This window comes from Alcanivorax sp. 97CO-5 (assembly GCF_000524665.1).
Taxonomy (GTDB): Bacteria; Pseudomonadota; Gammaproteobacteria; order Pseudomonadales; family Alcanivoracaceae; genus Alcanivorax; species Alcanivorax borkumensis.
This window is the reverse complement of sequence record NZ_KI965888.1, coordinates 185,943-209,619: the sequence shown is the minus strand read 5'-3', so window position 1 is coordinate 209,619 and position 23,677 is coordinate 185,943. Positions and strand designations below refer to the sequence as shown.

The following is a 23,677-nucleotide window of genomic DNA, read 5'->3' as shown; positions in this document are numbered from 1 at the left end:
CAGACCAGACGTGCCCCCCTTCATCAAGCGTGCTACCACCACCCATTATAATTTCGCCATCAGCAGCAAGTTTCAAGGTATCAGAACTACCGTCCGACCATGTCACATTCACATTCTGACCGCTTACCGACCAGCTACCGGTATCAACCTCGTTATTATCTTGCCAGGTATCAACGTAATGCTCACAGTTGAAACCATTTTCATCGCAGTTAGTATTTTGATCCAGGCTAATAAAACGTCCGCGCTCATTAAGGACCTCGTTGTAAGAAAACCCCTTACAGAACCCCCAATAACACCACCCAACAAAAGCGCTTTAGAATACAGATCCAGACCCCCTATGGGCGCGCTTAGCCGAGTTTCAATAACTCTCGCTTAGCCACACGACTTCAGCACGCGGGTAAGACGATCGGCAAATACCTCCGGTTGTTCCATCTGCGGAAAATGCCAGGTGCCCGCTTGCAACCACTCTGTTACATAGGGGGCGCAGCGAGCACGGGCAGCCTCGCCCACCAAGTCACCGTTAATGGCATGAATGGGACAGTTTATTTCAGCGAAAGCCGCATTAGGGGACCATCGCAACAAATCCGACCACAGCGGCAACATGACATCCTGACGCGCCGCAGCCATCTCGCGTTCTAGCGTTTGTTTCTCCTGCTCACTCAAGTCCGGGCCAGCATTGTTCGCCACCAAATTAGCAATGCCGGAAACAAAATTGTCCTGAAAGGGGGTCTCAATCTGGCGGGCGGTTTCTTCATCCAGATCACCGTAGGGGATAACAAAGGTGTCAACCAACACTACGGCTTTAACCGGCTTTAACCGGGCAGCCTCCAGCACCACGGCGCCCCCCATGGAGTGCCCCACCAACACAGGGTTATCGATATCGGCAAGAGCGGACACCAACGCCTGAGCCTGCGCCTTCACTGTCCAGGAAGACAATGGCAGCTCCTGCGCCTCACCATGCCCCGGCAGATCCACAGCAATCAGCCGTGTCCCTTGCGGAGGGGAATCCAGCAGAGACTGCCAGTGCCTGCGGTTACAGGTCCAGCCATGGACTAACACCACGGGCTGCGGCCCCTTTCCTGATTCTGTTGCTGGCAAAGCCAGCTTATCTTGAACTTGCCGGGTTGCTGTCATCTGCTTCTCCTATTCCCCAAAGGGCCACATCTGTTATTTACATTCAATTTCCGGTCCAAATCGGATAAATTAAGGCTTCATTAGGGGAATACAACCAATGACTCAGTCTTCTGTGGATGGATTATTGGGCCACGAGCGAGAGGATCTACTCGACACATTGTACGAGGCGCCGCAAGCCCCTGACGCTTGGCCACGCTTTCTGGCACAAGCCGTAAGCGCCACCCGATCGCGCTCCGCCCGCATGCTCGTACTCGACCGTCGGGCACAAACCGTGCTCTCCAGCATCAAGCACAATATTGATGACACAGACCATCAGGCTTATGTGGACCACTATGTGAATGCCTGCCCCTGGCGCCCGGAATTAAAAGATAAGCCCCCAGGCCAGCTGTATTCCACCTTTCTGGATTTCTCCTGTCGGCAAAACGCGTTCTACCGCACCGAATTCTATAACGACTGGGCCCGCGCCCAAGACATCCACCATGGCGTATGCGGCACCGTTTGGCAGGATGAAGACCACACCGTCCAGCTGCTAATTCAGCGCACCAAAGATCAAAGCCACTACAGCCGGGAAGAAACTGACCAAATCAACGACTTGGTGATGCATGTGCGCCGTGCCGTACGGCTGCAAACCCAATTCAGCGCCCTGAAGCACCAAAACCAAGCTCTCCAGCAAACACTGGATATCCAGGCCCAGCCCTTCGCCCTGCTTGATGCCCAGGGCACGCTAGTACACGTTAGTCAAGAAGCCGAAGCGCTAATTGAAGCGCACCCGCACATGACGTTAGCGAATCGCAAACTAACCTTCCATGATGTACGCCAGCAATCGGAGTTATTGCATCAATTGGGCCAGGTAACGCACCCCAATCCCCCCTTACGTGGTAGCGGCGACGTGATTGCCGTTCCTCTCAACAGCCACCAGGTTACCCGCTGCCTCATTTCCCCCATGCATCCCGGAACAGCCCCCGGCGACTTCAATGCCCACCCAACGCCCCTCGCCATCGTCTATTTTCAGGACCCACTGGGTGACATTGAGGTGGACCTAGACAGCCTAATGCAGCTGTTCGAATTATCCGAAGCGGAAGCCCGAGTGGCCGCAGGCATTGCTAAAGGACTATCGCCCCAGCAAATTGCCGATAATCATTTTCTCTCTGTCCACACTGTCCGCACACAGCTGAAAAGCACCTTCCAGAAAACCGGCACCATGCGCCAGACAGAGCTAGCCAAGCAAGTACTTACTTCTCCTGCAGCCCGCCGGTGGCGTCGCCCGCCGCTGAATCTGAGCTGCTCTGCATAGCCTTGCGGGCCACCGCCATAAACAGATCAAACTGATAGGCAAAACGCCAATCCTTCTGCCGCAACTCATCGAGGGAATACCAGCCAATATCACTGACCTCTAGCCTAGCCTGAGCCGGTAACAGCAAGGGCTCCCCCTCTGGCAGAGATTCGGCAGGAATACAGCGATAGAGATGAAAACCGTTCTTCATCACCTGCACGCGCTCCCCTACCACAACCTGTAAACCCGTCTCTTCAAGGGTCTCCCGGTATGCCGTGCACTGGGCCAGTTCTCCGCGCTCGAGGGTTCCCCCAGGCACACCTAACTTGCCGCCCCAGCGGTGGGTAATTAGCAACACCTGCTGATCACGGATAATCAAACAGCCAGCATTGGCGCGTCGGTCATCCTGCTGCCCAAGCACGCGGGGGCAATCCGACAGCGCCTGCAGCGACGGCAATATAAGAGATAGGGTAATCAGGAAAGAGGATGCTTTCATGGGAACAACCTGCACCGACAAGATGACAGTGTCATGGCAATTTTCTCTGGCTAGAGTGCAATCAGCAGCCGCTCCACCGGCTCCGGTCAGTCAATTAAGGGCAATCGGTGCTCCCGGGTAGCCGCGATCACCTCGTCAGGGATGATAATTTCCGTGGCCAGAGGCAGGTGATCCGACAGTAGGCAATCAGAGAGAACACGAGTATGGCGACTCTCTAGCTCCGGCGATAATAGGATGTGGTCGATATGGCGATCCGGAGCCCAGCTGGGGTAGGTATTAAGGTTATCCGCCCGCACCGTCTGCAAGCCCAACGCCGCCAGCGGTGAATGATCTAAGTGGTTGAGCCGGCAATTAAAATCACCCATCACGACCACATATTTGTAATCTGCTAGCAAGCGGGCCAGATAGGATAACTGAGCATTACGCACCTTCTCACCCAGTGCCAGGTGCGCCACCACCACGACCAGAGGCTGAATTGGGTGGCCGTATTTAATCACGATGGCACCTCGACCGGGCAAGCCGGGAAGCCGATGGTCAGTGATCTCAAACGGCTGATGGCGGCTGAGGAAGCCATTACTGAACTGGCCGAACCGGCCAAGGTTGCGGTTCAACTGCTGGTGCCAAACAGGAAAACCTGCCATGGACGCGAGATGCACCAGTTGATTCATGTTACGCGAACGTAAACTGCCGCCATCTACTTCCTGCAGGCCCACCACGTCAAAGTGACTGAGCACCTGAGCAATCTGCTCGATGGTTTCCACGCTGCGTGGATGCGCCACCAAGTGCTTCCAGCTACCGGTAATGTAATCACCGAATTTCTGGCTACCAATGCCTGCCTGGATATTGAAGCTCATTAGCTTCACGGTATCCTGAGGCAGCAACACCTCCCGTGTCTGGCGGGTCTTTCGTGCCCCTTCCCGGGCAAAGGAAAAACCCGCGGGCCGGGCTTTCCAGTCACGGTAGGCCAGTCTAGCGCGATCAAGCAACATAATATCAGCTGCCTGTCTTTTCCTTGTTCACCAAGAATTCAATCACCTTGAACAGCTCCTCGTTGCTCTTCACGTTTTCGCGCTTTACCAAATACTTGCCGTTCACCACGAAGTTGGGCACTCCGGGAATCTGGTATTTTTTGCTCAACGCATCTGCCTGACGAATCTTGGTGGAAACACCGAATGAACCATAGAGCTTGCTGAACTCCGCAGGCTCAACACCATACTTGCGGAAAAAGTTGGCCAACGCCGACTCGTTGAATAAAGGCTCACGGTGCTTGTGGATCGCATCAAACAACGGCACATGCATTTCATCAACCAAGCCAAGGGCGTCTTCTACGTAGTAGGCACGAGCCAGCGGTTCGGCGTTACGCAGGAATAACACTGGGGTGCGCACATAGTCGATGTAGTCTGGCTTCTCTTCCAGCCAAGCATCAACAGCCGGCTCCAGTGAATAGCAGTGAGGGCAGCCATAGGAAAAGAACTCCCGTACTTCTACCTTGCTGGGATCGTCAACAGATCCGGGCACATCCAGAACTTTATAATGAGTGTCTACCGCAAAACGGGTATGTTCTTCGGCGGCCGCAACTCCGGTCGCCAGCCCCAGACTCAGCAGCAAAGCCGTTACAATGCGAAGCATCTCGCTCTCCTTTTTTGTTGGTTTGCGCCCATTGTGACAACCGGGGCGGCATTTTTCTCCCTAGTAAGTACAATCCGCACCCACTCAGAGCCATATCTTTTCATGTTGACCATAAAAAAGGCAGCCCGCAGGCTGCCTTTTCTACAAAGCATAGCCGAACAACCCTATTTGGACAGCCCGGAGATGAAGCTTGCTACGGCCTTGATTTGGGTATCGGTCATTTTCGCCGCCACCGTCTGCATCATGCCCAGCGTATCGCTGTCCGAGTCATTGGTGCGTTTGATAATGCCATCACCCAAGTCGTTACGACCTGCCGCACGGAAGGCTTTCAATTGATCTTCCACGTATTGGGCATTCTGGCCAGCCAGATGCGGATATTTGGCCGCATCAACGCCTTGCCCTGCCGGGCCGTGGCAACCAGAACAAGCTGGAATACCGTTAGCCATATCCCCACCGCGGTAGAGCTTTTCGCCCTGCTCAACCCAGTCTGCGCTAGCCTGGCCCGCTTCCGGGGTCAAGCTGGCGTAATAAGCGGCTATGTCTTGCATGTCCTGCTGGTTCAGGCCTACAACCTGCCCCTTCATGATCGCATTATCACGGGCACCAGACTTGAAATCCTCTAGCTGCTTCACCAGGTATTCTGCCCCCTGGCCAGCCAGTTTCGGGTAAGTCCCGGTAAGAGTCTTGTTACCATCCTGGCCGTGGCACGCGGCGCAGGGGGCGGCTTTTGCTTTGCCTGCCTCAGCATCACCGGCCGCCATAGCCTGGGTGGCGGCGACAGCAGCAGCCATCAGCACGAACAGTTTGAAAAACTTCATGGCCTATCCTTCAGTACAGCGTCTTATTTGCTTTTGGACATGTACTCAATCAGAGCACGGTATTCTTCGTCACTACAATCGTTACACATGCCTTTGGGGGGCATGGCATTAAACCCTTCCTCGACGTGCTTCACCAGGGTATCCATGCCTTTTTCCATGCGTGGTTTCCAGGCAGCTTCATCATGGGATATGGGAGCCCCAGCAGCACCGGAAGCATGACAGAATGTACAGCTGCTGTTGTAACGTTCCTCTACAGTCGCTGCATTGGCAGCCCCCGTAACCAGAACCATTGCAAGACCTGCTACAAAACCCTTCATACACTACCTCTGCTATGCTGGCGAAGTCCGTTTGCCGTTACCGGCAAACACCACGTTGTAGAACGTCGGCCGCCCCAACCACCAATAAATACGCGGTTAAGTGACAAGCGGGCGGGATTATATACCAGTCTGGTGGGCGCCGTCATATTCCATGTGAAGGGTAGGGGTATAGACACATTAAGTCACGCACTCGCCACCCCCAAAAGTGACGAAAACGTCAACTTTAATGAATAAATTGCCCATTCATTTTCTCTCCCCAGCGGGTATGCATTGCCAGCCGCAGGCCAGACAGCAAGAATAGCCCCCTGACGATATCCAAAGGCTCCTTGTTATGCCCATGCACCCCATGGAAAAACGACTCCACCAGGCACTATTCCTGCAAAGCGCCCAGCGCCTAGACCAATGCCCGCCGGATGAAGGACGGGAAGTAGCCTTCGCCGGACGCTCCAATGCCGGAAAGTCCAGCGCCATTAATCGGCTCACCGGCCAACGAAGCCTGGCCCGCACCTCCAAGACCCCAGGGCGGACTCAGCTATTGAACTTCTTCCAGCTCGACGAAGAGCGCCGACTAGTGGATCTACCCGGTTACGGCTATGCCAAAGTCTCCAAAAGCAAGCGTAACGAGTGGCAGGAGCATCTCGACCATTACCTTTCCGAACGTCAGGCATTAGTCGGGCTTGTGCTGATGATGGACATCCGCCATCCGCTCAAGGACTTCGATTTGATGATGCTAGAATGGTCCGCCCAGGCCAACATGCCCATCCACATCCTTATGACCAAGGCCGACAAACTGAAGTTCGGCGCCGCCAAGTCCACCCTGCTACAAGTGCAAAAGCAGCTAAAGGAACACCCTGCCCCGCTCTCGCTACAGCTGTTTTCGGCCACCAATGGCACCGGGTGTGACGAAGCCTGGGACAAGCTGGGGGAATGGCTAGGGATAGAACGGCTGACGCCATAATGACTTAGGGCGAAAATGAACGCCAAGCCGCCGGCCATAGCTCATCTAGCATTTTCTTCAGGCAAAAAAATCCCCGGCAGCAATCTAGGGGGGAAGGGAACGATTGCGCTGCCGGGGAGGCTTGCCGCTCTGGCCCTTTTGGGGGAAAAGACCAGAGCTATAAGCGACGAATTGGTGAGGGTACTGGGGGATCGGGGGTTCCAATCCGTCGCTAATTAGTAAGAGTGCGCGTGTTTATAAAAGTTCCGCCTCTCGGCAGTATTTTCTCTGCTCAGCTGCCGATCTACGTCACGAAACTGGCGCAGTTCGGCACCCATGCCCAAGCTCAAGGCACATAAAATTCTTTCGCACCATCACCTGAAGCCGGTACTTCGTTGATCTATAAGGATTTGTTGTCGGAAACTGAAACTGGCACGGCGATTGCCTACTCTTTAACCAGCAGGCGCTATAACCTGCGGCCGGCAAAAATAGCCGGCAAAAAAAATCCCTGGCAGCAATCTTGGGGAAGGGAACGACTGTGCTGCCAGGGAGGCTTGCCGCCCTGATCTCGGGGGAGAAACCAGGGACTCCAAAAAACTACGGATCAGCGAGGGTACTGGGGATCGGGGGATGCTAATCCGTAGCACTAACTAAGACCGCCGCTTTTTTCGGAAAGTTCCAGGCGGTTTTGTTTTTTACAAATTTTACTTTTCGGGAAAACGGCAACGGACTCACCGCGTGCCAACTGTCTCTACCCATTGTGCACCTAACGCTTGGGGCTCCCTACTTTTACTGCTTCCAAGGCTCACCACGGGTTCCTTTCATCCGTTTTAGCTGCCGATGCATGGCCGCCTTGGCCAGCATGTGCGCAGATACCGGGGCGGTGATAAACAGGAACAGGGTAATCAACACCTCGTGCAGCTGCAGCCCGCGCTCCTGCCAAGAAAAAAACAGTAATGACGCCACAATAGTGCCCCCCACACCCAACGTAGTGGCCTTAGTGGGGCCATGCAAGCGGGTATAAAAATCCGGCAAGCGGGCCAACCCAATCGACCCCACTAACGCAAACACCCCACCCACAATCACACTAGCCGATACTAGCCACTCAATTAAAAAGTCCATAAATCGCTCCGCTTTCCTGACCCCGAATGCTCAATACACGGGGCAACCACACTGCGTTCGGCGTAAGGCGCCCGGCACCTGGCGCTCACTCAATAATATCCCCGCGGGTAACGTATTTAGCCACCGCAATGGTACTAACAAAACCGATCAGCGCGATCAGCATAGCCGCTTCAAAGTAAAGCTTGCTGTCCACCTGGATACCGTACACTACGATCAGCGCAATACTGTTGATGTACATGGTATCCAACGCCAACACTCGATCTGGCAGTGAGGGCCCGATTATCAGGCGGTACAAGTTCAGCACCCAGGCCAAGGTAATCAGCGCCAGGGCAATAGAAATCGCCGTCTCTAACATTCGAAAATCTCCTTCAGCGGCTGCTCATAGCGCTGCTTGATCTCCGCCACCAGTGCCGCCACGTCATCCACATCCAGCGCATGCACCAACAATGTTTTCCTGTCCAGACTCACATCCGCGGATACCGTTCCGGGAGTCAGCGAAATGGTGCTGGCCAGCAGAGCAATGGCAAAGTCGTCTTCCAATTCCAGCGGCAGCTCCACAAAGCCCGGGCGAATGGAGCGCAGCGGTCCCAGCACCTTAATCGCTACAGATACATTGGCCACCACAATGTCGTACACCACCACCACCACAAAACCCAGCAGCTTTGGCAGGTTGCGAATGCGTGGCACATTTGGCCAGAACGGCCGAGTCCCCAGCGGTAATAGCACTGCCAGAATCGCACCCAGCACCGCATGCCCGGCAGTGAAACCGCTAAGCAGCATCCAGGCGAACCACAGAATCAGGCTCAGGCTGGGGTAAGGCAACACGCGATACAGTAACTTCATGCCCCACCTCCCAATACTGCTGACAAATATAAGTCCGGATTACGCAGCTGCTCCGCAACCGCAGCGGTTAGTTGCAACAAAGGTTCCGCATACACGGCCATCAGCGGGGTCGCCATCAGCAACGCCACTACGGGAAACAAACGCCGGCGGCCCAGGCGTAGGCCGCGGCCCTCTCCGGTGGTGCGCCAGAACAAGGTGGAGCCCGCCCGGCTCAAGCCAATCAAACCACACAGCCCCGCCAGCAGCAGCAGCAGCCAATAAGTCGGATCCGGTACGCTGCGCAGTAACGCCACTTTACCGACAAAACCAGAGAGAGGCGGCAAACCCACCACCGCAATCGCCGCCACAAAAAACAACAGCGACAGCCGACCGCCATTAAGAATCGCCGGGCCAATCTGCAGGTAATCCGCCACGTCGCCTCGACCACGGGCAATCAAGTCCGTAAGCAAAAACAAGCCACCGCAAATCAGGGTGGAATGCAGCAGGTAGTACAGCGCCGGGCCCACCGCCTGTAGCTCACCGAAGGCCAAGGCCGCCACTAATGTACCCACAGACATCACTACCAGGTACGACACCAGTGTGCCCAGCCGTTTAGCGCCCAGCACGCCAATGCAAGCCAATGCCAATGTCACCAACGACAACCACCAAAGTGACGCCTGCCCCAGTCCAGCAAAGGGGCCATCGGCAAACGCCAGCGCATAAACCCGCAGCATGGCGTAAAAGCCCACCTTGGTCATAATTGCAAACAATGCGGCCACCCCGGCGGTGGCACCGGCATAGGCCGCTGGCAGCCAGAAATACAATGGAAACAATGCCGCCTTGAGCCCAAACACCACCCACAGCATCAACACCGCTACCTTTAACAAGACGGCATGGGTGCCGGTAAGCGCCTGGGCCTTCACCGCAAAGTCCGCCATGTTAAGCGTGCCGGTGGTTCCGTAAATCAGCCCCAACGCGATTAAGAACAGCGCCGAGCCCACCAAATTAAGCACCACATAATGCAAGCCTGCCTTTACTCGCTCCGGGCCTCGGCCGTGCAGAGCCAAGCCATAAGAGGCAATCAGCAGCACTTCGAAAAATACGAACAGATTGAACAGGTCCCCGGTGAGGAAGGCGCCGTTGATACCCATCAGCTGAAATTGAAACAAGGCATGGAAATTCGCGCCTTTGCGGTCATCACCGCAGCTAGCGTACAGCAGCGCAGGGAACGCCAATACTGCCGTCAGCAGTACCATCAAGGCACTGAGCTTATCCAGCACCAGCACAATACCGAACGGCGCCTGCCAGTTACCCAGCGCGTAAACGGTGATGTCCCCGCCCCAGGCCTGATTGCCCAGAAAAATAGCCGCCGCCAGCAGCGCCGAGCAGGACAGCAGGCCGGTGATCCGCCGCAGCCGGTGGCGCTCACGCACCTCCAGCAACAGCAACATACCCGCCAGCGCCGGTATCAGTATCGGGGCAATAATCCAGTGGCTCATGAACGGCCCCCTTCATCCGGCTTGCCATCCACATGATCACTGTGCAGCTCTCCCTGGCCACGCAAGGCCAGCACTACCAAAAACGCCGTCATAGCGAAGCCGATGACGATGGCCGTGAGCACCAGCGCCTGAGGGAGTGGATCAGTGGGGTCCGGGCTCATTCCAACCACCGCCACCTGGTTCATCTTTAATCCACCCATGGAGAAAAGAAACACATTCACGCCGTAACTCAGCAGCGTTAGGCCCATAACCACCGGGAAAGTCCGTGCACGTAGGCACAGGTACACCCCGGAGGCCACCAGTACACCAATAATGATTGCCACCAGCAGTTCCATCAGGCGTTCTCCCTCTTGTCATCCAGCAGCGAAAGCTTGCCCAGGTTGGCCAGCATCAACAGTGTTGCGCCCACCACCGTCAGGAATACCCCGGTGTCGAACAACATGGCGGTGGCCAGCTCGAATTTGCCGATCACCGGCAGCGATACATAAGTAAAGGAACTGGTCAGGAAGGGGTAGCCAAAGGCCCAACTACCCACACCGGTCATACCGGCCAACAATACGCCCAGCGCCACCACCGGGTGATAATCCCCTGGCATGCGGCTGTGTACCCACCCCACCCCGGAGGCCACATATTGCAACACCAAGGCCACCGAAGTGATCAAGCCAGCCACAAAGCCGCCACCGGGCAGGTTATGCCCGCGCAAGAATATGTACACCGCAATTAACAGAGCCAGCGGCAGCAAGGGCCGGGAAATGGTCACCAGCACCAACGGGTGGGCATCTTTCGCCCAAGGCCGGCCCTGCGAATCGTACTTAGCAGAGGCCAGGTTCAGGTCTTTGAGCAGGGCATAAATGCCCATAGCGGCAATCCCCAGCACGGTGATTTCACCGAAAGTATCGAAACCTCGGAAGTCCACAAGGATGACGTTCACCACATTGGTGCCACCGCCACCGGATTTGCTGTTATCCATGAAAAACTGGCTGATGGTGGCGGTCTCTCCGGTCATCACCAAAAACGCCAACACCGCAACGCCGCCGCCGGAGATAAGCGCCAACAGCACATCACGGAACACCCGCACAGACGAGGACTCCACCTTAGTGCGCACCGGCAGAAAATACATGGCCAGCATCAGCAGCAACATGGTCACCACTTCCACCGACAGCTGGGTCAACGCCAAATCCGGTGCCGAGAAGCGCACGAACAACAGCGACACCATTAGCCCCACCACGCTCAAAGACATAATCGACGTCACTCGGTGCCGATGCATGATTGTGGTCAGCAAGGCGCTGGCCACCAGCATGGTGGTACAAAGAATCGCCACCCCGTCCATAGGCAACATGGGGGCCGCCAAACTCAGCGCCGGCAGGTGCCACATCTGGGTAAGCAAAATTACCGCCACCAACGCCACACCCCAGGCCACATAGCTCTGCAATGAGCCGTTCTGCAGCCAGCCGGTAATGGCGCTGGCCATTCGCCCCAGCTGCTGCATCCGCCCCTCGAACACCAATTTGGCGTCCACCTCCGGCAAGCGAGTCCATAGGTCAAACAAACGGCGACGCTGAGAATAGACAAAGATGCCGCCGAACAGGGCAATAAAGCTCATCACCAAGGGCACGTTAAAGCCATGCCAGATGGCCAAGTGATACTCAGGCAACTCACCGCCCAGAGTGGCAGAAGCAGCCACCGCCAGCAGCCCGGCCACGGTGATCGCCGGGAACACCCCCACCGCCACACACAGCGCCACCAATATCTCCACCGGCACCTTCATATAACGCGGCGGCTCATGGGGCGGATACTTGGGCAGGTTGATGGGCTCACCGTTAAAGAACACGTCATGGATAAAGCGCGCAGAATAGGCCACCGAGAATATCCCGCCCAGCGTTGCCCCCAAGGGCAGCAACCAACTCAGCGTCCCCAGCTGTTCAGACTGCAAGGTTTCGGTAAAGAACATTTCCTTGGACAAAAAGCCGTTCAATAGCGGCACCCCGGCCATGGCCGCCGACGCCACCATGGCCAGCACCGCCGTATAAGGCATGTACTTCCACAGGCCATTAATGCGGCGCATGTCGCGGGTACCGGTTTCATGATCGATAATCCCCGCCGCCATAAACAGGCTCGCCTTGAAGGTAGCGTGGTTGATGATATGGAACACGGCAGCCACCGCCGCCAACTGGCTGTTCAAACCGAACAGCAGGGTAATCAGGCCCAAGTGGCTAATGGTGGAGTACGCCAGCAAGCCCTTTAGGTCATGCTGGAACAGGGCCACCAGCGCGCCCCAGAGCAAGGTCGCCATACCCGCAAGGGTGACAATATCGAACCACAGGTCCGTGCCTGCCAAAGCCGGATACAAGCGCGCCAGCAAGAACACACCGGCTTTCACCATGGTGGCGGAATGCAGGTAGGCGCTCACCGGGGTCGGTGCCGCCATGGCGTGGGGCAACCAAAAATGGAACGGGAACTGAGCACTTTTGGTAAAGGCCCCCAGCAACACCAGGCACAGAATCAGCGGGTATAGCTCGCTGCCACGAATCAAATCCCCGCTGGCCAGCACCTCCGTTAACGAGAACGAGCCCACCACATCACCGATCAACAGCACACCGGCCAACAGCGCCAGGCCGCCCATGCCCGTCACGGTCATGGCCATGCGCGCGCCCTTGCGCGCCCCGGTTTGATGGCCCCAGAAACCAATCAGCAAGAATGAGCTCAAGCTGGTCAGCTCCCAAAACACCACCAGTAACAGCAGGTTATCGCTGGTCACTACCCCCAGCATGGCGCCCATAAACAGCAGCAAATAGGCGTAGAAGCGACCGGCTTTTTCCTTGGCGGACAAGTAATAGCGGGCGTAGAGGATCACCAGCAAACCAATCCCCAGCACCAGAATGGCAAACAGCAATGCCAAGCCATCCAGCCGGAAAGCCAGCGACAGGTCCAGTGAAGGGATCCAGCTCAAAGTGCTGTGTAACGTCTCCCCAGCAAAGACCCTGCGGGCCGGGTTAAACAGTAGCGCCAGCGCCAGCGCCGGCAGCGCCGCCGCCCCGCAGGCCAGCAAGGTGCGATTCCCCGTTACGCGCTCCACCAATGGCGGCAGCAACGCGCCCAGAAAGGGCAGCATCACCACAAAGGCAAGATTCATAGTCAATCCGTTGTCATTATCACAAGGGCGGCAACCCGCCCGTTAGCTTGAACAGGGTGAACTAGAAAGACAATGACAGCGGCGGATCAGGAAAATACGGGCGACGCCCCCGGCGCGGACACTGGGACAGGATGATGCGGCAAGGCTGAACCAGGAAAGGGGTCATAGCATCCGTATCGAAAGAATGGAGGTCGCAGTATGCACAAGTTCAGCGGCAAGCGACAAGCCTCAAACGACAACACGTGGAAAGCCTTGCTGAACAGGCAAGCCCGTGCCCGGCGTCTACCAATAACGAATGCCCAGCCCGTGTTGCCGCTTGTCGCTAGTTGCTTGTCGCTCGCCCCTGCCCCTTGGCCCCATTTCCGCTACACTCTCTCCATCATTCAGTCAGCAGAAGTCGAGCCCCATGTCCGCAGCCGAAAAACCCATCATCCTGGTCGATGGTTCCTCCTACCTGTACCGCGCCTTTCACGCCCTGCCGCCGCTCACCACCTCCAGCGGCCAGCCCACCGGGGCGGTGCGCGGCGTCGCCTCCATGCTGCGCAAACTGATCAAGGACTACGACCCGCAATACATGGCGGTGATCTTCGATGCCAAGGGCAAAACCTTTCGCGACGAACTGTTTGAAGAGTACAAATCCAACCGCCCGCCCATGCCCGATGATCTGCGCGCACAGGTGCAGCCCCTGCACGACCTGATCCGCGCCATGGGCCTGCCGCTGATCATCGAAGACGGCGTGGAAGCCGACGATGTGATCGGCACCTTCGCGCGCATCTTCGGCGCCCAGGGCAAGCCGGTGCTAATCTCCACTGGCGACAAGGACATGGCCCAGCTGGTCACCGAGCACGTGACCCTGATCAACACCATGAACAACGCCCTCTACGACATCGAGGGCGTGAAGCAGAAATTCGGCGTGGGCCCGGAGCTGATCATCGACTTCCTCGCCCTGATGGGCGACAAGGTGGACAACATCCCCGGCGTCCCCGGCGTGGGCGAGAAAACCGCCCTGGGCCTGATACAGGGGCTCGGCTCCCTGGAAGATATCTACGCCAATCTGGACAAGGTCGCCGAGCTCAGCTTCCGTGGCGCCAAGACCATGGCCAAAAAGCTGGAAGAACACAAAGAGATGGCCTTCCTCTCCTACCAGCTGGCCACCATCAAACTGGACTGCGAACTCAGCGAAGACCTCAACGACCTAAAACTCGGCGAACCGGACAACGAATCCCTGGCCCGCTATTTCAAGGAACTGGAATTCAAAGGTTGGTTGAGCGAAATACTCTCCGGTGCCGACGCCAGCGTAGTGGCCGCTGCCGAAGAGGCCGGTAACAACGAAGCCGCCCCCGCCGCCGTTTTCAACCGCGACGCCTACGACATCGTCTACAGCGAAGCCATGCTGGATAAATGGCTGGATAAACTGAAAGCCGCCGGCGAGTTTGCCTTCGATACCGAAACCACCAGCCTCAACTATATGAACGCCGAGCTGGTGGGTTTCGCCGTGGCCGTCAGCGACAAGGCCGCCTATATCCCCTTCGGGCACAACTACCCCGGCGCCCCAGACCAGATCGACAAGCAGTTGGTGATCGACAAGTTCAAGCCGTTGCTCGAAGACGACAGCCTCAAGAAAATCGGCCAGAACCTGAAATACGACATGAGCGTGCTCGCCGAAGACGCCGGCATCACCCTGCGTGGCGTCGCCTTCGACACCATGCTGGAATCCTACGTGCTCGATTCCGTGGCCACCCGCCACGACATGGATTCCCTGGCGCTCAAATACCTGGGCCGCAAGACCATCAGCTTTACCGACATCGCTGGCAAGGGCGCCAAGCAGCTCACCTTCAACCAAATCGGCCTGCATGAAGCCAGCCCCTACGCCGCCGAAGATGCCGACGTGACCCTGCGCCTGCACCAGACCCTATGGCCGAAACTGGAAGCCGAAGACCGCCTACCCGAGGTGTTCCACGACATCGAATTGCCGCTGGTCACCGTGCTCAGCCGTATCGAACGCAACGGCACCTACGTAGACGCCACCTTACTCAAGCACCAAAGCCAGTTCCTCGCCAAACGCATGGCGGAACTGCAAGAAAAGGCCTTCGAAATCGCCGGGCAGGAATTCAATCTCGCCAGCCCCAAACAGCTGGGCGAAATTCTCTACGAAAAGCTGGAAATCCCGGTCATCAAGAAGACCCCCAAAGGCGCGCCGTCCACCGCCGAAGCGGTGCTACAAGAGCTGGCCCATGACTACCCACTGCCCCAGGTGATCATGGATTACCGCGGCGTGGCCAAGCTGAAAAACACCTACACCGACAAACTGCCGGAACTGATCAACCAACGCACCGGCCGCGTGCACACCTCCTACCACCAGGCGGTGACCGCCACCGGGCGCTTGTCTTCCAGTGACCCGAACCTGCAAAACATTCCGGTGCGCAGCGAAGAAGGCCGTAAGATTCGCCAAGCCTTCCTCGCCCCAAAAGGAAAGAAAATTGTCGCCTGCGATTACTCACAAATCGAGCTACGCATCATGGCGCACCTGAGTGGCGACAAAGGCCTCACGGATGCCTTCGAACAGGGCCTGGATATTCACCGCGCCACCGCCGCCGAAGTGTGGGGCAAAACCCTGGACGAGGTCAGCGACAACGATCGCCGCAACGCCAAGGCCATCAACTTCGGCCTGATTTATGGCATGAGCGCCTTCGGCCTCGCCAAACAACTGGGCCTGCCGCGCAAAGAAGCCCAGGAATACATCGACCTCTATTTCGAGCGTTACCCCGGCGTGAAAAAATACATGGCCGACACCCGCGCGTTAGCGATAGACAAAGGCTACGTGGAAACCGTTTACGGGCGCCGTCTCTACCTGCCGGAGATCCACAGCAAAAACGGCCAACGCCGCCAGGGCGCCGAACGCGCCGCCATCAACGCCCCCATGCAAGGCACCGCCGCCGACATCATCAAGAAAGCCATGATCAAAGTGCACGACTGGCTGGAAACCACCCACTTCGACGCCAAGATGATCATGCAAGTACACGATGAATTGGTGTTTGAAGTGACGGACGATCAGGTGGATGATCTGGTCAAGGAAGTGAAGGCGCGCATGGAGTCAGCGGCGGAGTTGAAAGTGCCGTTGATTGTGGATGCGGGGATTGGGGAGAATTGGGAAGAGGCGCATTGAGCGCCTCGTCAGCATGTGAATTCTAAACAGTTACTCAAAAATTATGCAGCGACAGAGGCCATCTCACTTCTCCGCCTTTCGATCGCATCAGCTATTGTCAGGAGAATAGACCTCTTCGCATCGCGAATGCGAACTGAACTCAAAACTTGTTCATAGCCAATAGTTTTTACTAAAACACCAAAAAGTTCGTCAGCGTAAGAAGCGGATAACGACTTCACTTCAGCAAAATCAAAAACGATCTTGGCATCTTCATTAAAAGAGGAAGTCAGATCCAAGCGAACAGTTCGAGCAACAGAGCGTGATGCCAGATCAGAGCCGGTCAGCTTAATATTCTTTATTTTTTCCATTTTGCTGCCTCCCATATTCGAAATACCCAACCAGATCAGCCGGTTAATCGATCAATTATCGCATTCAACTGCTCAGATCCGCCACTCTCTTTGTTGGACAATATTTTATCCCTTTCAAAACAACAACTTATTGCCAGCCCTTGCCAATGCGGAATTACCCTAAACTCTCTTTCGCCATTCGGCCCTATTACAATAAAGGCATCACCCGAAGCCACATATAGCGTACCATTATAAGCCTCCGCCAATTGCGAAAAAAAATAAAGCCCCAATCCTTGGTGATTATTCTGCGTTTTTTTAGTCTCAACATCATCAGGATAGGGGTTATGAAGTGCATCCGCAGGAAGTGACTGGGCCCACTCATCATCCACCATTTTTGACGAATTCCCTTCTTCAAGGCACCACTCTAAGGCTTCTCGATGACTGCTCGCTAATCCAGAGTACTTGCCCGATAGCTTCATACTTTCCAAAAGCCCAATACCTGAATCCGTAATTGAAAAGTAAACCTTGCCATTCGAATAAATCTGGCCTGCCGAGAAACCTGCGCCCATGCAATGGCAAGAAACATTATCGTGCAACTCACCAATAACTTTACATAATTCAATGACCCCTTGTGATTCACTATTGATCTGATTTCTAAACCATCCATTTATAAGTGATGTTGCTCCTTCAGCACACCCATCATGGTCCAACCTAACGAGCGAAGAATATTTCGAACCTTCGTTTTTTCTTTCATATGAATAATCATCCTTATAGCCCAAAGCCTTAGAAAGGCCCAGCGCCTTTGAGTATCCGGCCAAACCATCATTGCCATAATTTACTATTGATGGATGCACTTTATTTCTATCCATAAATGCAGCAACAACCGTCCACATTCCCGGATAGCAAAAATCACTAGGGATAAAAAAACTTCGACATTCCGGCACATGCCAATCATTAATATTTACTATCGCTTCATATAATCCTGTAGACATCCCTCTTCCCTAGACAACCCATATACTTTGTTATTTTAAATAACCATACATCAAGAAATCATGTGGGTCAGGTCTTGCATCGTGCAGTCCGAAGTGATCAGCTATCTCTTTAAGGTTATACGCCCCACTGGCATAAGCCGCTGCGATGGCGCTATTACGGTTCGGCGCCATCGACTCAAAATCCGCCAAGTGCTGAGCTACGCTGCGTTTCTGGATCGCAGGTATCTCCGATAGCTTTTCCTGCCCGTCCAGCTTGCTAACCATCTGCGCCATAAAGGCATCGCTACCAAGGTAGACCTGATTCTTCTGGCCTTCCCACGGACTTGGCTGGCCCCTGCCTTCCTAAACGAACTGCTTATAGCATGGAATGGCTTTATTCTTACTCTAGCCGAAACTGGCGAGTATCCAGTCTGTGCTTACACTTTCCGGCAAGGCCTGAAGGCCGATGGTTCCCCGGTAGCTATTCCATGGCCACTCTTCAGCCGTATAAACCATACGCGCCCGGACCGGATTGAGGACGATATACCTGGCCAGTTCCAGCAGACAGGCCTGCTTTTCAACCAGTACTGCGCTGTAACGGCCCTGAAAGACAGGTCCGCAGCGGTTATAACGTCAATTAAAAAATTGTGAGTAGCAGCCGTTCAGTTGGCGCATCCCCATTCCCAATTGGCTTCACGGCATACGGGCGAGAGCATCCCTCTGCGGTTCCCACCGGCTGTAACATGGTAAATCGCGCCAGCAAACTCCAAGCCTCAGTGGCCTTCTCCAACATCCCTGTTGGAGCAACGATAGCGCTTATCCAGCACCTCTCGTGTCATCCTGATCTTATAACCACGTCATCCTATAACCTTGATTCACGATGCAAGACCTGATTCCGGTTTTTACTCCATATCCAACCTCAGCAAAAGCGGGCACACACAAATTCAACCAATCGATTCGGAACGTTATGAACGCCAATTCTGGGACCGATAATAATTTGGCCTCACTCCGAGGCTGATTAAATTATTAATGGCGTAGCCGTACGCCGAAAATTGGGGCAGCTGAAAGCTTCAGAAAAGATTGAGATAGAGCGGGGTTGTCGCGCGCTAGCTAGGTAGCTAGCTAGCGCGCATCAAAATTTAGTGGCAATGGTATGGTTTTTTCCCTGCATGACACCCGTTCGCATCAGTACCACCGGAATGGGCCAGTGCGGCGCCAGAAACCATCATAACAAGAGCAACTGCAGCCATTGCTTTCTTCATCGTTATCACCTTCCTTAGATTTTTACTGTTGAGTCATACTGCATCGCACAATCATCAAGGGCAATAACTGACCAAAATGTCAGCTTTTAAGGTCTCGGGCTCAGGGCTTGAGGACAAAGAGAAAGAGGCACATTTACGATCGCGGCACTCCACTTGATAGCGGGTTAAAACGATAAACAAGCGGGGGCCGGCTTATGTCAAGGCTCCCGCCCATTGATTCTCTTTCAAGACCACAGAAAACGTGGCGAAACCGTTCTATTCCCAGTCACTTTTGCTGTCTTGATCCTTGGCCAGTGAATCCACACCGCGATCCCTAAGAGCGTCGGCGCCGCAGTATTCATAAACCGCATTCTCGCCAGCGCCCCACCCCCAGCAAGTCGCTGCGATTGGGAAACAGCGCTGGCGCATATTATTGAGGGTATCGCCTGGATACTGCTCTCTTTTACTTTCCACGCATGCCTCTACATCTTCGGCAGGCTGTGCATACGACTGCGGCACCATCACGGCAATGAAAAAAAACACAGATAACACTTTTTTGATCATGGAAACTCCATTTGTCAGCCGCCCCAAACGGGGCAATATTGATCAATGCTCTTACTGCGACATACTGCTCAGCGAAGACGACACATTGATCGCAATGGTGTGAGCTGGTGCTCAAGGCAGCTTGCCACCGCCCTTTTGATTTCCTCATGGATGGAACGCTTTCAGAACATCCCTACTCATCTTCCCTGATATTCACCGGGAGGCCATCACCCATTTAGGGTAACGGGTTATGCGCAGCAAGGCCGGAAGCACTGGGGTATGCATGGGCTAAATTGAGCGCAAAGTAAATCCATTCACCCAAATGGGTGATAACAGCTGTGCGCAATAGTGTTACCTTCCTTTCGCGGCGCTCACTCGCGCCCAATACCTCCGTTTTTATCACTTGGTACCAAAATGAAAATGAAATCCACGATTGTTGCTTCTTCTTTGTTAGCTGCGGCCCTGCCTGCACTCTCTTTTGCTGACAACGCTTTTACTGGGGTTCAAGCCGGCCTAAACCTAGGCTATGAAGATTCCTCCATGGACTGGGAAACCGACAGCATTATCACCCCAGCTACCCCAGGTAATTCCCTCGCCGTTGGCGCAAATGATTCCGAATCGTTAGACGATTCAGCCTTCGCCTATGGCGTGTTTACCAGCTACAACATGGCTCTCAATGACCGCTGGATTGTAGGTGCTGAACTTGCCTATCAAGGCAGCAATACCAGTGATTCCGTAAAGAGCATTCCCGGCGACCCGTTAGCGGGCAATCAGACCGAAGCTGAAGTAGAAATAAACCAGACCTTCCTGCTGGGAATCAAAGGTGGTTATTTACTCAATGCCTCCACCCTCGCTTATAGCACCCTGAGCGCCACACTCACTGAGGTAGAAGTGAACTCTGACTGCCCCTCCGATGGCACTGTTTGTAACCCTGGCTCCCCGGCCCGCTCTGACAGCGACGATGACAATATCACTGGCTGGGCACTGGCTCTCGGTTTGGAAAAGTCGCTATCTGAGAACCTGTCTGTGCGCGCTGAGTACCGCTACGCCGATCTTGGCACCGCCAACGTGACTGCGGTGAAAAAAGAAAATGGTGAAGCCTTCGGCATTGATGCTGATATCGATGTGACCAGCCAAGCTTTGCTATTGGCTGCCGTCTACAAGTTCTAAGTGTTCTATGGCGCAGGTGTGCCTGCGCCAACTTTACCCTTTGAATAAACCCGCTCTATACCCCCCCCTAAGCATTTCTATGTAAGCCCTATACTACAAAGCTACCGCCGGTTAGGCCCTTTAGAGGGGCTCCTACATAAGATATAAGACACCATAAAAAACGCGGCCGAAGCCGCGTTTTTTATAAAGCATGAAGAGAAACAATTACCGCCCGATGATATCCCGGGAGATGATTTCTTTCATGATTTCACTGGTGCCGCCATAGATACGCTGGATACGGGCGTCTACGTAGTCGCGGGAAATCGGGTATTCCTGCATGTAGCCGTAGCCACCGAACAGTTGCAGACATTTGTCGGCTACCACACCTTGCAGCTCGGTGGCGGTGAGCTTGGCAATGGAAGCATTGGTGGCGGTGAGTTCACTGCGATCATACTGCTCGATACACTGCTCGCAGTAGGCACGGTTAATCACCACCTGGGCGTGTAAGTCCGCCAGCACGAAACGGGTATTCTGCAGGCTGGAAATAGGCTTGCCGAACGCCATGCGCTCTTTGGTGTATTCGATGGTACGCTCGATCATGCCTTCACAAGCAGCGACAGCGCCCAGCGCCAAAATCAGACGCTCGCGGGGTAGCTCGTTCATCAGGTTGGCGAAGCCTTTGCCTTCACCACCCAGTATCTGCTCGGCGCCAACTTTTACGTTTTCGAAAAACAGCTCAGAGGTGTCCGCCGCGTGGAGGCCCATTTTCTCCAGGTTACGGCCACGGGCAAAGCCGTCCAGCGTGCAATCCACGGTGAACAACGTCATGCCTTTGGAGCCAGCGTTGGGGTCGGTCTTGGTGGCCAGCACGATCACGTCGCAATGCTGACCATTGGTGATAAAGGTTTTTTGGCCATTGATGCTATAGCCATCGCCATCCTTGTCGGCACGGGCTTTCAAGCCTTGCAGGTCGGAACCAGCGCCAGGCTCGGTCATGCCGATGGCCCCCACGGCTTCACCAGTAACCATTTTCGGCAACCAGGTTTTTTTCTGCTCTTCATTGCCCAGGTGCAGAATGTAGGGAGCGACGATGTCGGAATGCACAGAAATGTTGGAGGCCAGGGAACTGAAACCAGCGCGAGAGGCTTCCTCTACGATCACCGCTGACAGGCGGAAGTTGGCGCCAAAGCCGCCGTATTCCTCTGGTACGTCCACACACAACAAGCCGTTTTCGCCCATTTTATTCCACAGTTCGCGTGGGAATATCTCAGCTTTTTCCCACTGGTTGTAATGGGGGGCCACTTCGTTTTCGAGGAATTTTTTTACATTATCGCGAAACAGTTCGATTTCGTTCTTATCAAGCATGTTGGCTAGTCCTTGGAAACCTGTTTTGGGGTCTATTCACAACCGCACCGGCATCAATTTTTAGTTAGCCCACGGGGGGGCGATTGTGCGGTGTCGTTATTCTACATGATCAGGCGTGATCGCGAGCTGAAGGAAAAAAGAACGGGGAAAACGGCGAAAAACGCCTTTCTGGCGGGCTCGCACTCTATAGCCCATGCGGCCAGCACAGCGCCCACCTGAGCCAGAAAGCCCCAAAGGCAGGTTTGGCTGCTGGCATTGGCACTTCAAATCGTGCTCAGGAGGGCGCTTCTACAGAGCCTTTCAGGCTTTGCTTAATTGGGCAGGCTAAACCGGCTCTATGCGTACATCCGCACGCAATGAGTTTGCCACAAAGCAGTTACGATGGGCGCTCTCGTGGAGCTTTTCCAAGGCGGGGCCATCAGGCTCTTGGCCATCGAAAACCACCCGAGGCCGCAGCACGATGCGGGTGATCGCCATGCGGCCTTCCTCATTCTTGTCCACCGTTCCCAACGGCTGATCGATATAGCTGAGCACGGTGAGGCCACGCTTGGCGGCAATGGACAGAAAGGTAAGCATGTGACAGCTGGCGGTGGCAGCAATGACCGCTTCATCTGGATTGACCCGATTGGCACAGCCGTAGAATTCCGGAGACCCGGAAGCGGATACCACTTCACCACCAGCGAAGGTCCATTCGTGATCCCGGTTGAAGTGTTCATAATCAAAGCTGGTACCACGCTGCAGATGCCAAGCCACCGTTGCGCCATATTCACTCATGATCAAACTCCCTCTCTCATTTTTATATTCACCATGATCCGCGAAGAGAGGAAAGGCAACCATGTTGCAGATCAATATTTACTCCGCCGCCTTGGGCGGGGCCAAAAGACAACGCTCCACTTGATCCATAACCCGGCTACTGTAGAGCAGCGAGCAGTGCCCCAGATAAGGAACATGGATATTGTCTTCCGCACCGTGCAATACCGCCGCGGACACCGGCAGCACAAAATTATCCATGTTGGAGAAGATTGAGAAGTACCGCGCGCCCCCTGGGCAGGTTGCCTCGGTGGCCAGCTCTCGGATAAAAGGGCTCTGGTAGCGCAGTTGGGCGGCAGCCCCCAATGGCGGAAACAGGCCGGCAACTCGCGTTCCATAATGCGGGCTACCCAAGGTAATCACCCGGTCTACCTTGCCAGCCAGCCCTAAATTCTTGAGCGCATAGCGGGTTAACGGGCCGCCCATGGAGTGGCAAACCAAGTGGGCTTTTTCCGCGCCTGTGGTCGCCAGGATACGCTCTACATGATCAACCACCTGCTGGGATAGTTTGCGGGCATTGATATGCGGCGGGGTATAACTCACCGAATACACATTGGACCAGCCGCGCCATTTCAGGCGCCACTGCATAAATAAAAAGTTGGCACTGTTGCCGCCGTAACCGTGGACCAGAATCACCGGGGGCTCGCCGTGATGGCGGCTACGTACCGGTGAAGAATCGTGGATCAGGCGCAACGGATAACTAAGCACTAGCACTGTCAGGGCGGCGGCCTCCTTGGCCATGCCAAGTAGCGTCGGCAACAGCCGTAAAGGGGGTTCACCGGGCAGCTCAGATTGCTCGGGAAAGCTGCGTCGGTCGTAGTACCAGCACAGATAAAACGCCAGCGTCAGGGTAACCGTGCTCATCACTAGCAGCGACAGCAGAAAAATGATCAGATCCATCTCTTCATTGCTCCGTTGTTATTGTG

Annotated in this window: 24 protein-coding genes; 4 read left to right on the top strand and 20 right to left on the bottom strand. The window is 55.0% G+C overall.

Annotated elements, in window-relative coordinates:
- Positions 1 to 372 precede the first annotated feature (372 nt).
- Positions 373 to 1,134 carry an alpha/beta fold hydrolase gene (locus Y017_RS07000; RefSeq protein WP_035459877.1) on the bottom strand — a complete coding sequence of 254 codons (762 nt, stop codon included), beginning with the start codon at positions 1,132 to 1,134 and terminating at the stop codon, positions 373 to 375.
- Positions 1,135 to 1,231: 97 nt separating this feature from the next.
- Between Y017_RS07000 and Y017_RS06995 the strand changes: the two genes are divergently transcribed.
- A complete protein-coding gene (locus tag Y017_RS06995; protein WP_035459876.1) occupies positions 1,232 to 2,428 on the top strand; it encodes a helix-turn-helix transcriptional regulator in 1,197 nt (398 codons plus the stop codon).
- Here the strand turns inward: Y017_RS06995 and Y017_RS14890 are convergent.
- The 5 genes from Y017_RS14890 to Y017_RS06970 all read right to left on the bottom strand — a co-directional run bounded on the left by Y017_RS14890 (position 2,367) and on the right by Y017_RS06970 (position 5,667).
- Entirely contained in the window at positions 2,367 to 2,903 is a 537-nt protein-coding gene (locus Y017_RS14890; protein WP_051428723.1) for an NUDIX hydrolase, read from the bottom strand. The genes Y017_RS06995 and Y017_RS14890 overlap by 62 nt on opposite strands.
- An 86-nt stretch (positions 2,904 to 2,989) precedes the next feature.
- Positions 2,990 to 3,892: an endonuclease/exonuclease/phosphatase family protein gene (locus tag Y017_RS06985; RefSeq protein WP_035459874.1), complete on the bottom strand. Its 903-nt coding sequence runs from the start codon at positions 3,890 to 3,892 to the stop codon at positions 2,990 to 2,992.
- A gap of 4 nt (positions 3,893 to 3,896) precedes the next feature.
- Entirely contained in the window at positions 3,897 to 4,532 is a 636-nt protein-coding gene (locus Y017_RS06980) for a thiol:disulfide interchange protein DsbA/DsbL (protein WP_011589920.1), read from the bottom strand.
- Positions 4,533 to 4,696: 164 nt separating this feature from the next.
- Positions 4,697 to 5,350: a cytochrome c gene (locus Y017_RS06975; RefSeq protein ID WP_011589921.1), complete on the bottom strand. Its 654-nt coding sequence runs from the start codon at positions 5,348 to 5,350 to the stop codon at positions 4,697 to 4,699.
- 23 nt (positions 5,351 to 5,373) lie between these two features.
- Positions 5,374 to 5,667: a cytochrome c5 family protein gene (locus tag Y017_RS06970; RefSeq protein WP_011589922.1), complete on the bottom strand. Its 294-nt coding sequence runs from the start codon at positions 5,665 to 5,667 to the stop codon at positions 5,374 to 5,376.
- Positions 5,668 to 5,998: 331 nt separating this feature from the next.
- Between Y017_RS06970 and yihA the strand changes: the two genes are divergently transcribed.
- The gene (gene yihA, locus Y017_RS06965) at positions 5,999 to 6,625 is read left to right on the top strand and encodes a ribosome biogenesis GTP-binding protein YihA/YsxC (protein ID WP_011589923.1); all 627 of its coding nucleotides are present in this window, start codon (positions 5,999 to 6,001) and stop codon (positions 6,623 to 6,625) included.
- A 768-nt stretch (positions 6,626 to 7,393) separates the two neighbouring features.
- On the opposite strand, the gene Y017_RS06955 is transcribed toward yihA, so the two are convergent.
- The 6 genes from Y017_RS06955 to Y017_RS06930 form a co-directional block, all read right to left on the bottom strand.
- Positions 7,394 to 7,726: a Na+/H+ antiporter subunit G gene (locus Y017_RS06955; protein ID WP_011589924.1), complete on the bottom strand. Its 333-nt coding sequence runs from the start codon at positions 7,724 to 7,726 to the stop codon at positions 7,394 to 7,396.
- Between the two features lie 85 nt (positions 7,727 to 7,811).
- On the bottom strand, positions 7,812 to 8,081 hold the full coding sequence (locus tag Y017_RS06950; protein ID WP_011589925.1) for a K+/H+ antiporter subunit F: 270 nt from the start codon (positions 8,079 to 8,081) through the stop codon (positions 7,812 to 7,814).
- Positions 8,075 to 8,569 carry a Na+/H+ antiporter subunit E gene (locus Y017_RS06945; protein ID WP_011589926.1) on the bottom strand — a complete coding sequence of 165 codons (495 nt, stop codon included), beginning with the start codon at positions 8,567 to 8,569 and terminating at the stop codon, positions 8,075 to 8,077. Before Y017_RS06945 ends, Y017_RS06950 begins: the two co-directional genes overlap by 7 nt.
- Entirely contained in the window at positions 8,566 to 10,047 is a 1,482-nt protein-coding gene (locus tag Y017_RS06940; protein WP_035459868.1) for a monovalent cation/H+ antiporter subunit D, read from the bottom strand. The genes Y017_RS06945 and Y017_RS06940 overlap by 4 nt, the downstream gene beginning before the upstream one ends.
- A complete protein-coding gene (locus tag Y017_RS06935) occupies positions 10,044 to 10,382 on the bottom strand; it encodes a Na+/H+ antiporter subunit C (protein ID WP_011589928.1) in 339 nt (112 codons plus the stop codon). Before Y017_RS06935 ends, Y017_RS06940 begins: the two co-directional genes overlap by 4 nt.
- Positions 10,382 to 13,180, bottom strand: a complete 2,799-nt coding sequence (locus Y017_RS06930; protein WP_035459865.1) for a monovalent cation/H+ antiporter subunit A — start codon at positions 13,178 to 13,180, stop codon at positions 10,382 to 10,384. The genes Y017_RS06935 and Y017_RS06930 overlap by 1 nt, the downstream gene beginning before the upstream one ends.
- Positions 13,181 to 13,586: 406 nt before the next feature.
- On the opposite strand from Y017_RS06930, the gene polA reads away from it, so the two are divergent.
- Positions 13,587 to 16,346, top strand: a complete 2,760-nt coding sequence (gene polA, locus Y017_RS06925) for a DNA polymerase I (protein WP_035459862.1) — start codon at positions 13,587 to 13,589, stop codon at positions 16,344 to 16,346.
- Between the two features lie 41 nt (positions 16,347 to 16,387).
- On the opposite strand, the gene Y017_RS06920 is transcribed toward polA, so the two are convergent.
- The 5 genes from Y017_RS06920 to Y017_RS06905 all read right to left on the bottom strand — a co-directional run bounded on the left by Y017_RS06920 (position 16,388) and on the right by Y017_RS06905 (position 19,448).
- Complete coding sequence (locus Y017_RS06920) at positions 16,388 to 16,693, bottom strand: STAS-like domain-containing protein (RefSeq protein WP_035459860.1); 306 nt, start codon at positions 16,691 to 16,693, stop codon at positions 16,388 to 16,390.
- A 35-nt stretch (positions 16,694 to 16,728) separates the two neighbouring features.
- A complete protein-coding gene (locus tag Y017_RS15185) occupies positions 16,729 to 17,664 on the bottom strand; it encodes a hypothetical protein (RefSeq protein WP_155849246.1) in 936 nt (311 codons plus the stop codon).
- 30 nt (positions 17,665 to 17,694) lie between these two features.
- Positions 17,695 to 17,937, bottom strand: coding sequence for a hypothetical protein (locus Y017_RS15325; protein ID WP_051428720.1), 243 nt, complete (start codon positions 17,935 to 17,937; stop codon positions 17,695 to 17,697).
- Positions 17,938 to 18,782: 845 nt separating this feature from the next.
- Complete coding sequence (locus Y017_RS15180; RefSeq protein WP_231483447.1) at positions 18,783 to 18,869, bottom strand: YHYH domain-containing protein; 87 nt, start codon at positions 18,867 to 18,869, stop codon at positions 18,783 to 18,785.
- Between the two features lie 291 nt (positions 18,870 to 19,160).
- Positions 19,161 to 19,448, bottom strand: coding sequence for a hypothetical protein (locus Y017_RS06905; protein WP_011589931.1), 288 nt, complete (start codon positions 19,446 to 19,448; stop codon positions 19,161 to 19,163).
- Between the two features lie 393 nt (positions 19,449 to 19,841).
- Between Y017_RS06905 and Y017_RS06900 the strand changes: the two genes are divergently transcribed.
- Positions 19,842 to 20,597, top strand: a complete 756-nt coding sequence (locus Y017_RS06900; protein ID WP_011589932.1) for an outer membrane protein — start codon at positions 19,842 to 19,844, stop codon at positions 20,595 to 20,597.
- 204 nt (positions 20,598 to 20,801) lie between these two features.
- Here Y017_RS06900 and Y017_RS06895 read toward each other — a convergent pair whose 3' ends face one another.
- The 3 genes from Y017_RS06895 to Y017_RS06885 all read right to left on the bottom strand — a co-directional run bounded on the left by Y017_RS06895 (position 20,802) and on the right by Y017_RS06885 (position 23,651).
- Positions 20,802 to 21,941 (bottom strand): acyl-CoA dehydrogenase family protein, encoded by a 1,140-nt coding sequence (locus Y017_RS06895; RefSeq protein ID WP_011589933.1) that lies wholly within the window; start codon positions 21,939 to 21,941, stop codon positions 20,802 to 20,804.
- A 324-nt stretch (positions 21,942 to 22,265) separates the two neighbouring features.
- Positions 22,266 to 22,715: an OsmC family protein gene (locus Y017_RS06890; RefSeq protein WP_011589934.1), complete on the bottom strand. Its 450-nt coding sequence runs from the start codon at positions 22,713 to 22,715 to the stop codon at positions 22,266 to 22,268.
- 78 nt (positions 22,716 to 22,793) lie between these two features.
- Positions 22,794 to 23,651 carry a triacylglycerol lipase gene (locus Y017_RS06885; RefSeq protein ID WP_035459857.1) on the bottom strand — a complete coding sequence of 286 codons (858 nt, stop codon included), beginning with the start codon at positions 23,649 to 23,651 and terminating at the stop codon, positions 22,794 to 22,796.
- Positions 23,652 to 23,677 lie beyond the last annotated feature (26 nt).

Bases quoted from the DNA above. Each gene is read 5' to 3' on its own strand.
- Y017_RS07000 (WP_035459877.1), bottom strand. From the start codon at position 1,134: ATGACAGCAACCCGGCAAGTTCAAGATAAGCTGGCTTTGCCAGCAACA.
- Y017_RS06995 (WP_035459876.1), top strand. From the start codon at position 1,232: ATGACTCAGTCTTCTGTGGATGGATTATTGGGCCACGAGCGAGAGGAT.
- Y017_RS14890 (WP_051428723.1), bottom strand. From the start codon at position 2,903: ATGAAAGCATCCTCTTTCCTGATTACCCTATCTCTTATATTGCCGTCG.
- Y017_RS06985 (WP_035459874.1), bottom strand. From the start codon at position 3,892: ATGTTGCTTGATCGCGCTAGACTGGCCTACCGTGACTGGAAAGCCCGG.
- Y017_RS06980 (WP_011589920.1), bottom strand. From the start codon at position 4,532: ATGCTTCGCATTGTAACGGCTTTGCTGCTGAGTCTGGGGCTGGCGACC.
- Y017_RS06975 (WP_011589921.1), bottom strand. From the start codon at position 5,350: ATGAAGTTTTTCAAACTGTTCGTGCTGATGGCTGCTGCTGTCGCCGCC.
- Y017_RS06970 (WP_011589922.1), bottom strand. From the start codon at position 5,667: ATGAAGGGTTTTGTAGCAGGTCTTGCAATGGTTCTGGTTACGGGGGCT.
- yihA (WP_011589923.1), top strand. From the start codon at position 5,999: ATGCCCATGCACCCCATGGAAAAACGACTCCACCAGGCACTATTCCTG.
- Y017_RS06955 (WP_011589924.1), bottom strand. From the start codon at position 7,726: ATGGACTTTTTAATTGAGTGGCTAGTATCGGCTAGTGTGATTGTGGGT.
- Y017_RS06950 (WP_011589925.1), bottom strand. From the start codon at position 8,081: ATGTTAGAGACGGCGATTTCTATTGCCCTGGCGCTGATTACCTTGGCC.
- Y017_RS06945 (WP_011589926.1), bottom strand. From the start codon at position 8,569: ATGAAGTTACTGTATCGCGTGTTGCCTTACCCCAGCCTGAGCCTGATT.
- Y017_RS06940 (WP_035459868.1), bottom strand. From the start codon at position 10,047: ATGAGCCACTGGATTATTGCCCCGATACTGATACCGGCGCTGGCGGGT.
- Y017_RS06935 (WP_011589928.1), bottom strand. From the start codon at position 10,382: ATGGAACTGCTGGTGGCAATCATTATTGGTGTACTGGTGGCCTCCGGG.
- Y017_RS06930 (WP_035459865.1), bottom strand. From the start codon at position 13,180: ATGAATCTTGCCTTTGTGGTGATGCTGCCCTTTCTGGGCGCGTTGCTG.
- polA (WP_035459862.1), top strand. From the start codon at position 13,587: ATGTCCGCAGCCGAAAAACCCATCATCCTGGTCGATGGTTCCTCCTAC.
- Y017_RS06920 (WP_035459860.1), bottom strand. From the start codon at position 16,693: ATGGAAAAAATAAAGAATATTAAGCTGACCGGCTCTGATCTGGCATCA.
- Y017_RS15185 (WP_155849246.1), bottom strand. From the start codon at position 17,664: ATGTCTACAGGATTATATGAAGCGATAGTAAATATTAATGATTGGCAT.
- Y017_RS15325 (WP_051428720.1), bottom strand. From the start codon at position 17,937: ATGGCGCAGATGGTTAGCAAGCTGGACGGGCAGGAAAAGCTATCGGAG.
- Y017_RS15180 (WP_231483447.1), bottom strand. From the start codon at position 18,869: ATGGTTTCTGGCGCCGCACTGGCCCATTCCGGTGGTACTGATGCGAAC.
- Y017_RS06905 (WP_011589931.1), bottom strand. From the start codon at position 19,448: ATGATCAAAAAAGTGTTATCTGTGTTTTTTTTCATTGCCGTGATGGTG.
- Y017_RS06900 (WP_011589932.1), top strand. From the start codon at position 19,842: ATGAAAATGAAATCCACGATTGTTGCTTCTTCTTTGTTAGCTGCGGCC.
- Y017_RS06895 (WP_011589933.1), bottom strand. From the start codon at position 21,941: ATGCTTGATAAGAACGAAATCGAACTGTTTCGCGATAATGTAAAAAAA.
- Y017_RS06890 (WP_011589934.1), bottom strand. From the start codon at position 22,715: ATGAGTGAATATGGCGCAACGGTGGCTTGGCATCTGCAGCGTGGTACC.
- Y017_RS06885 (WP_035459857.1), bottom strand. From the start codon at position 23,651: ATGGATCTGATCATTTTTCTGCTGTCGCTGCTAGTGATGAGCACGGTT.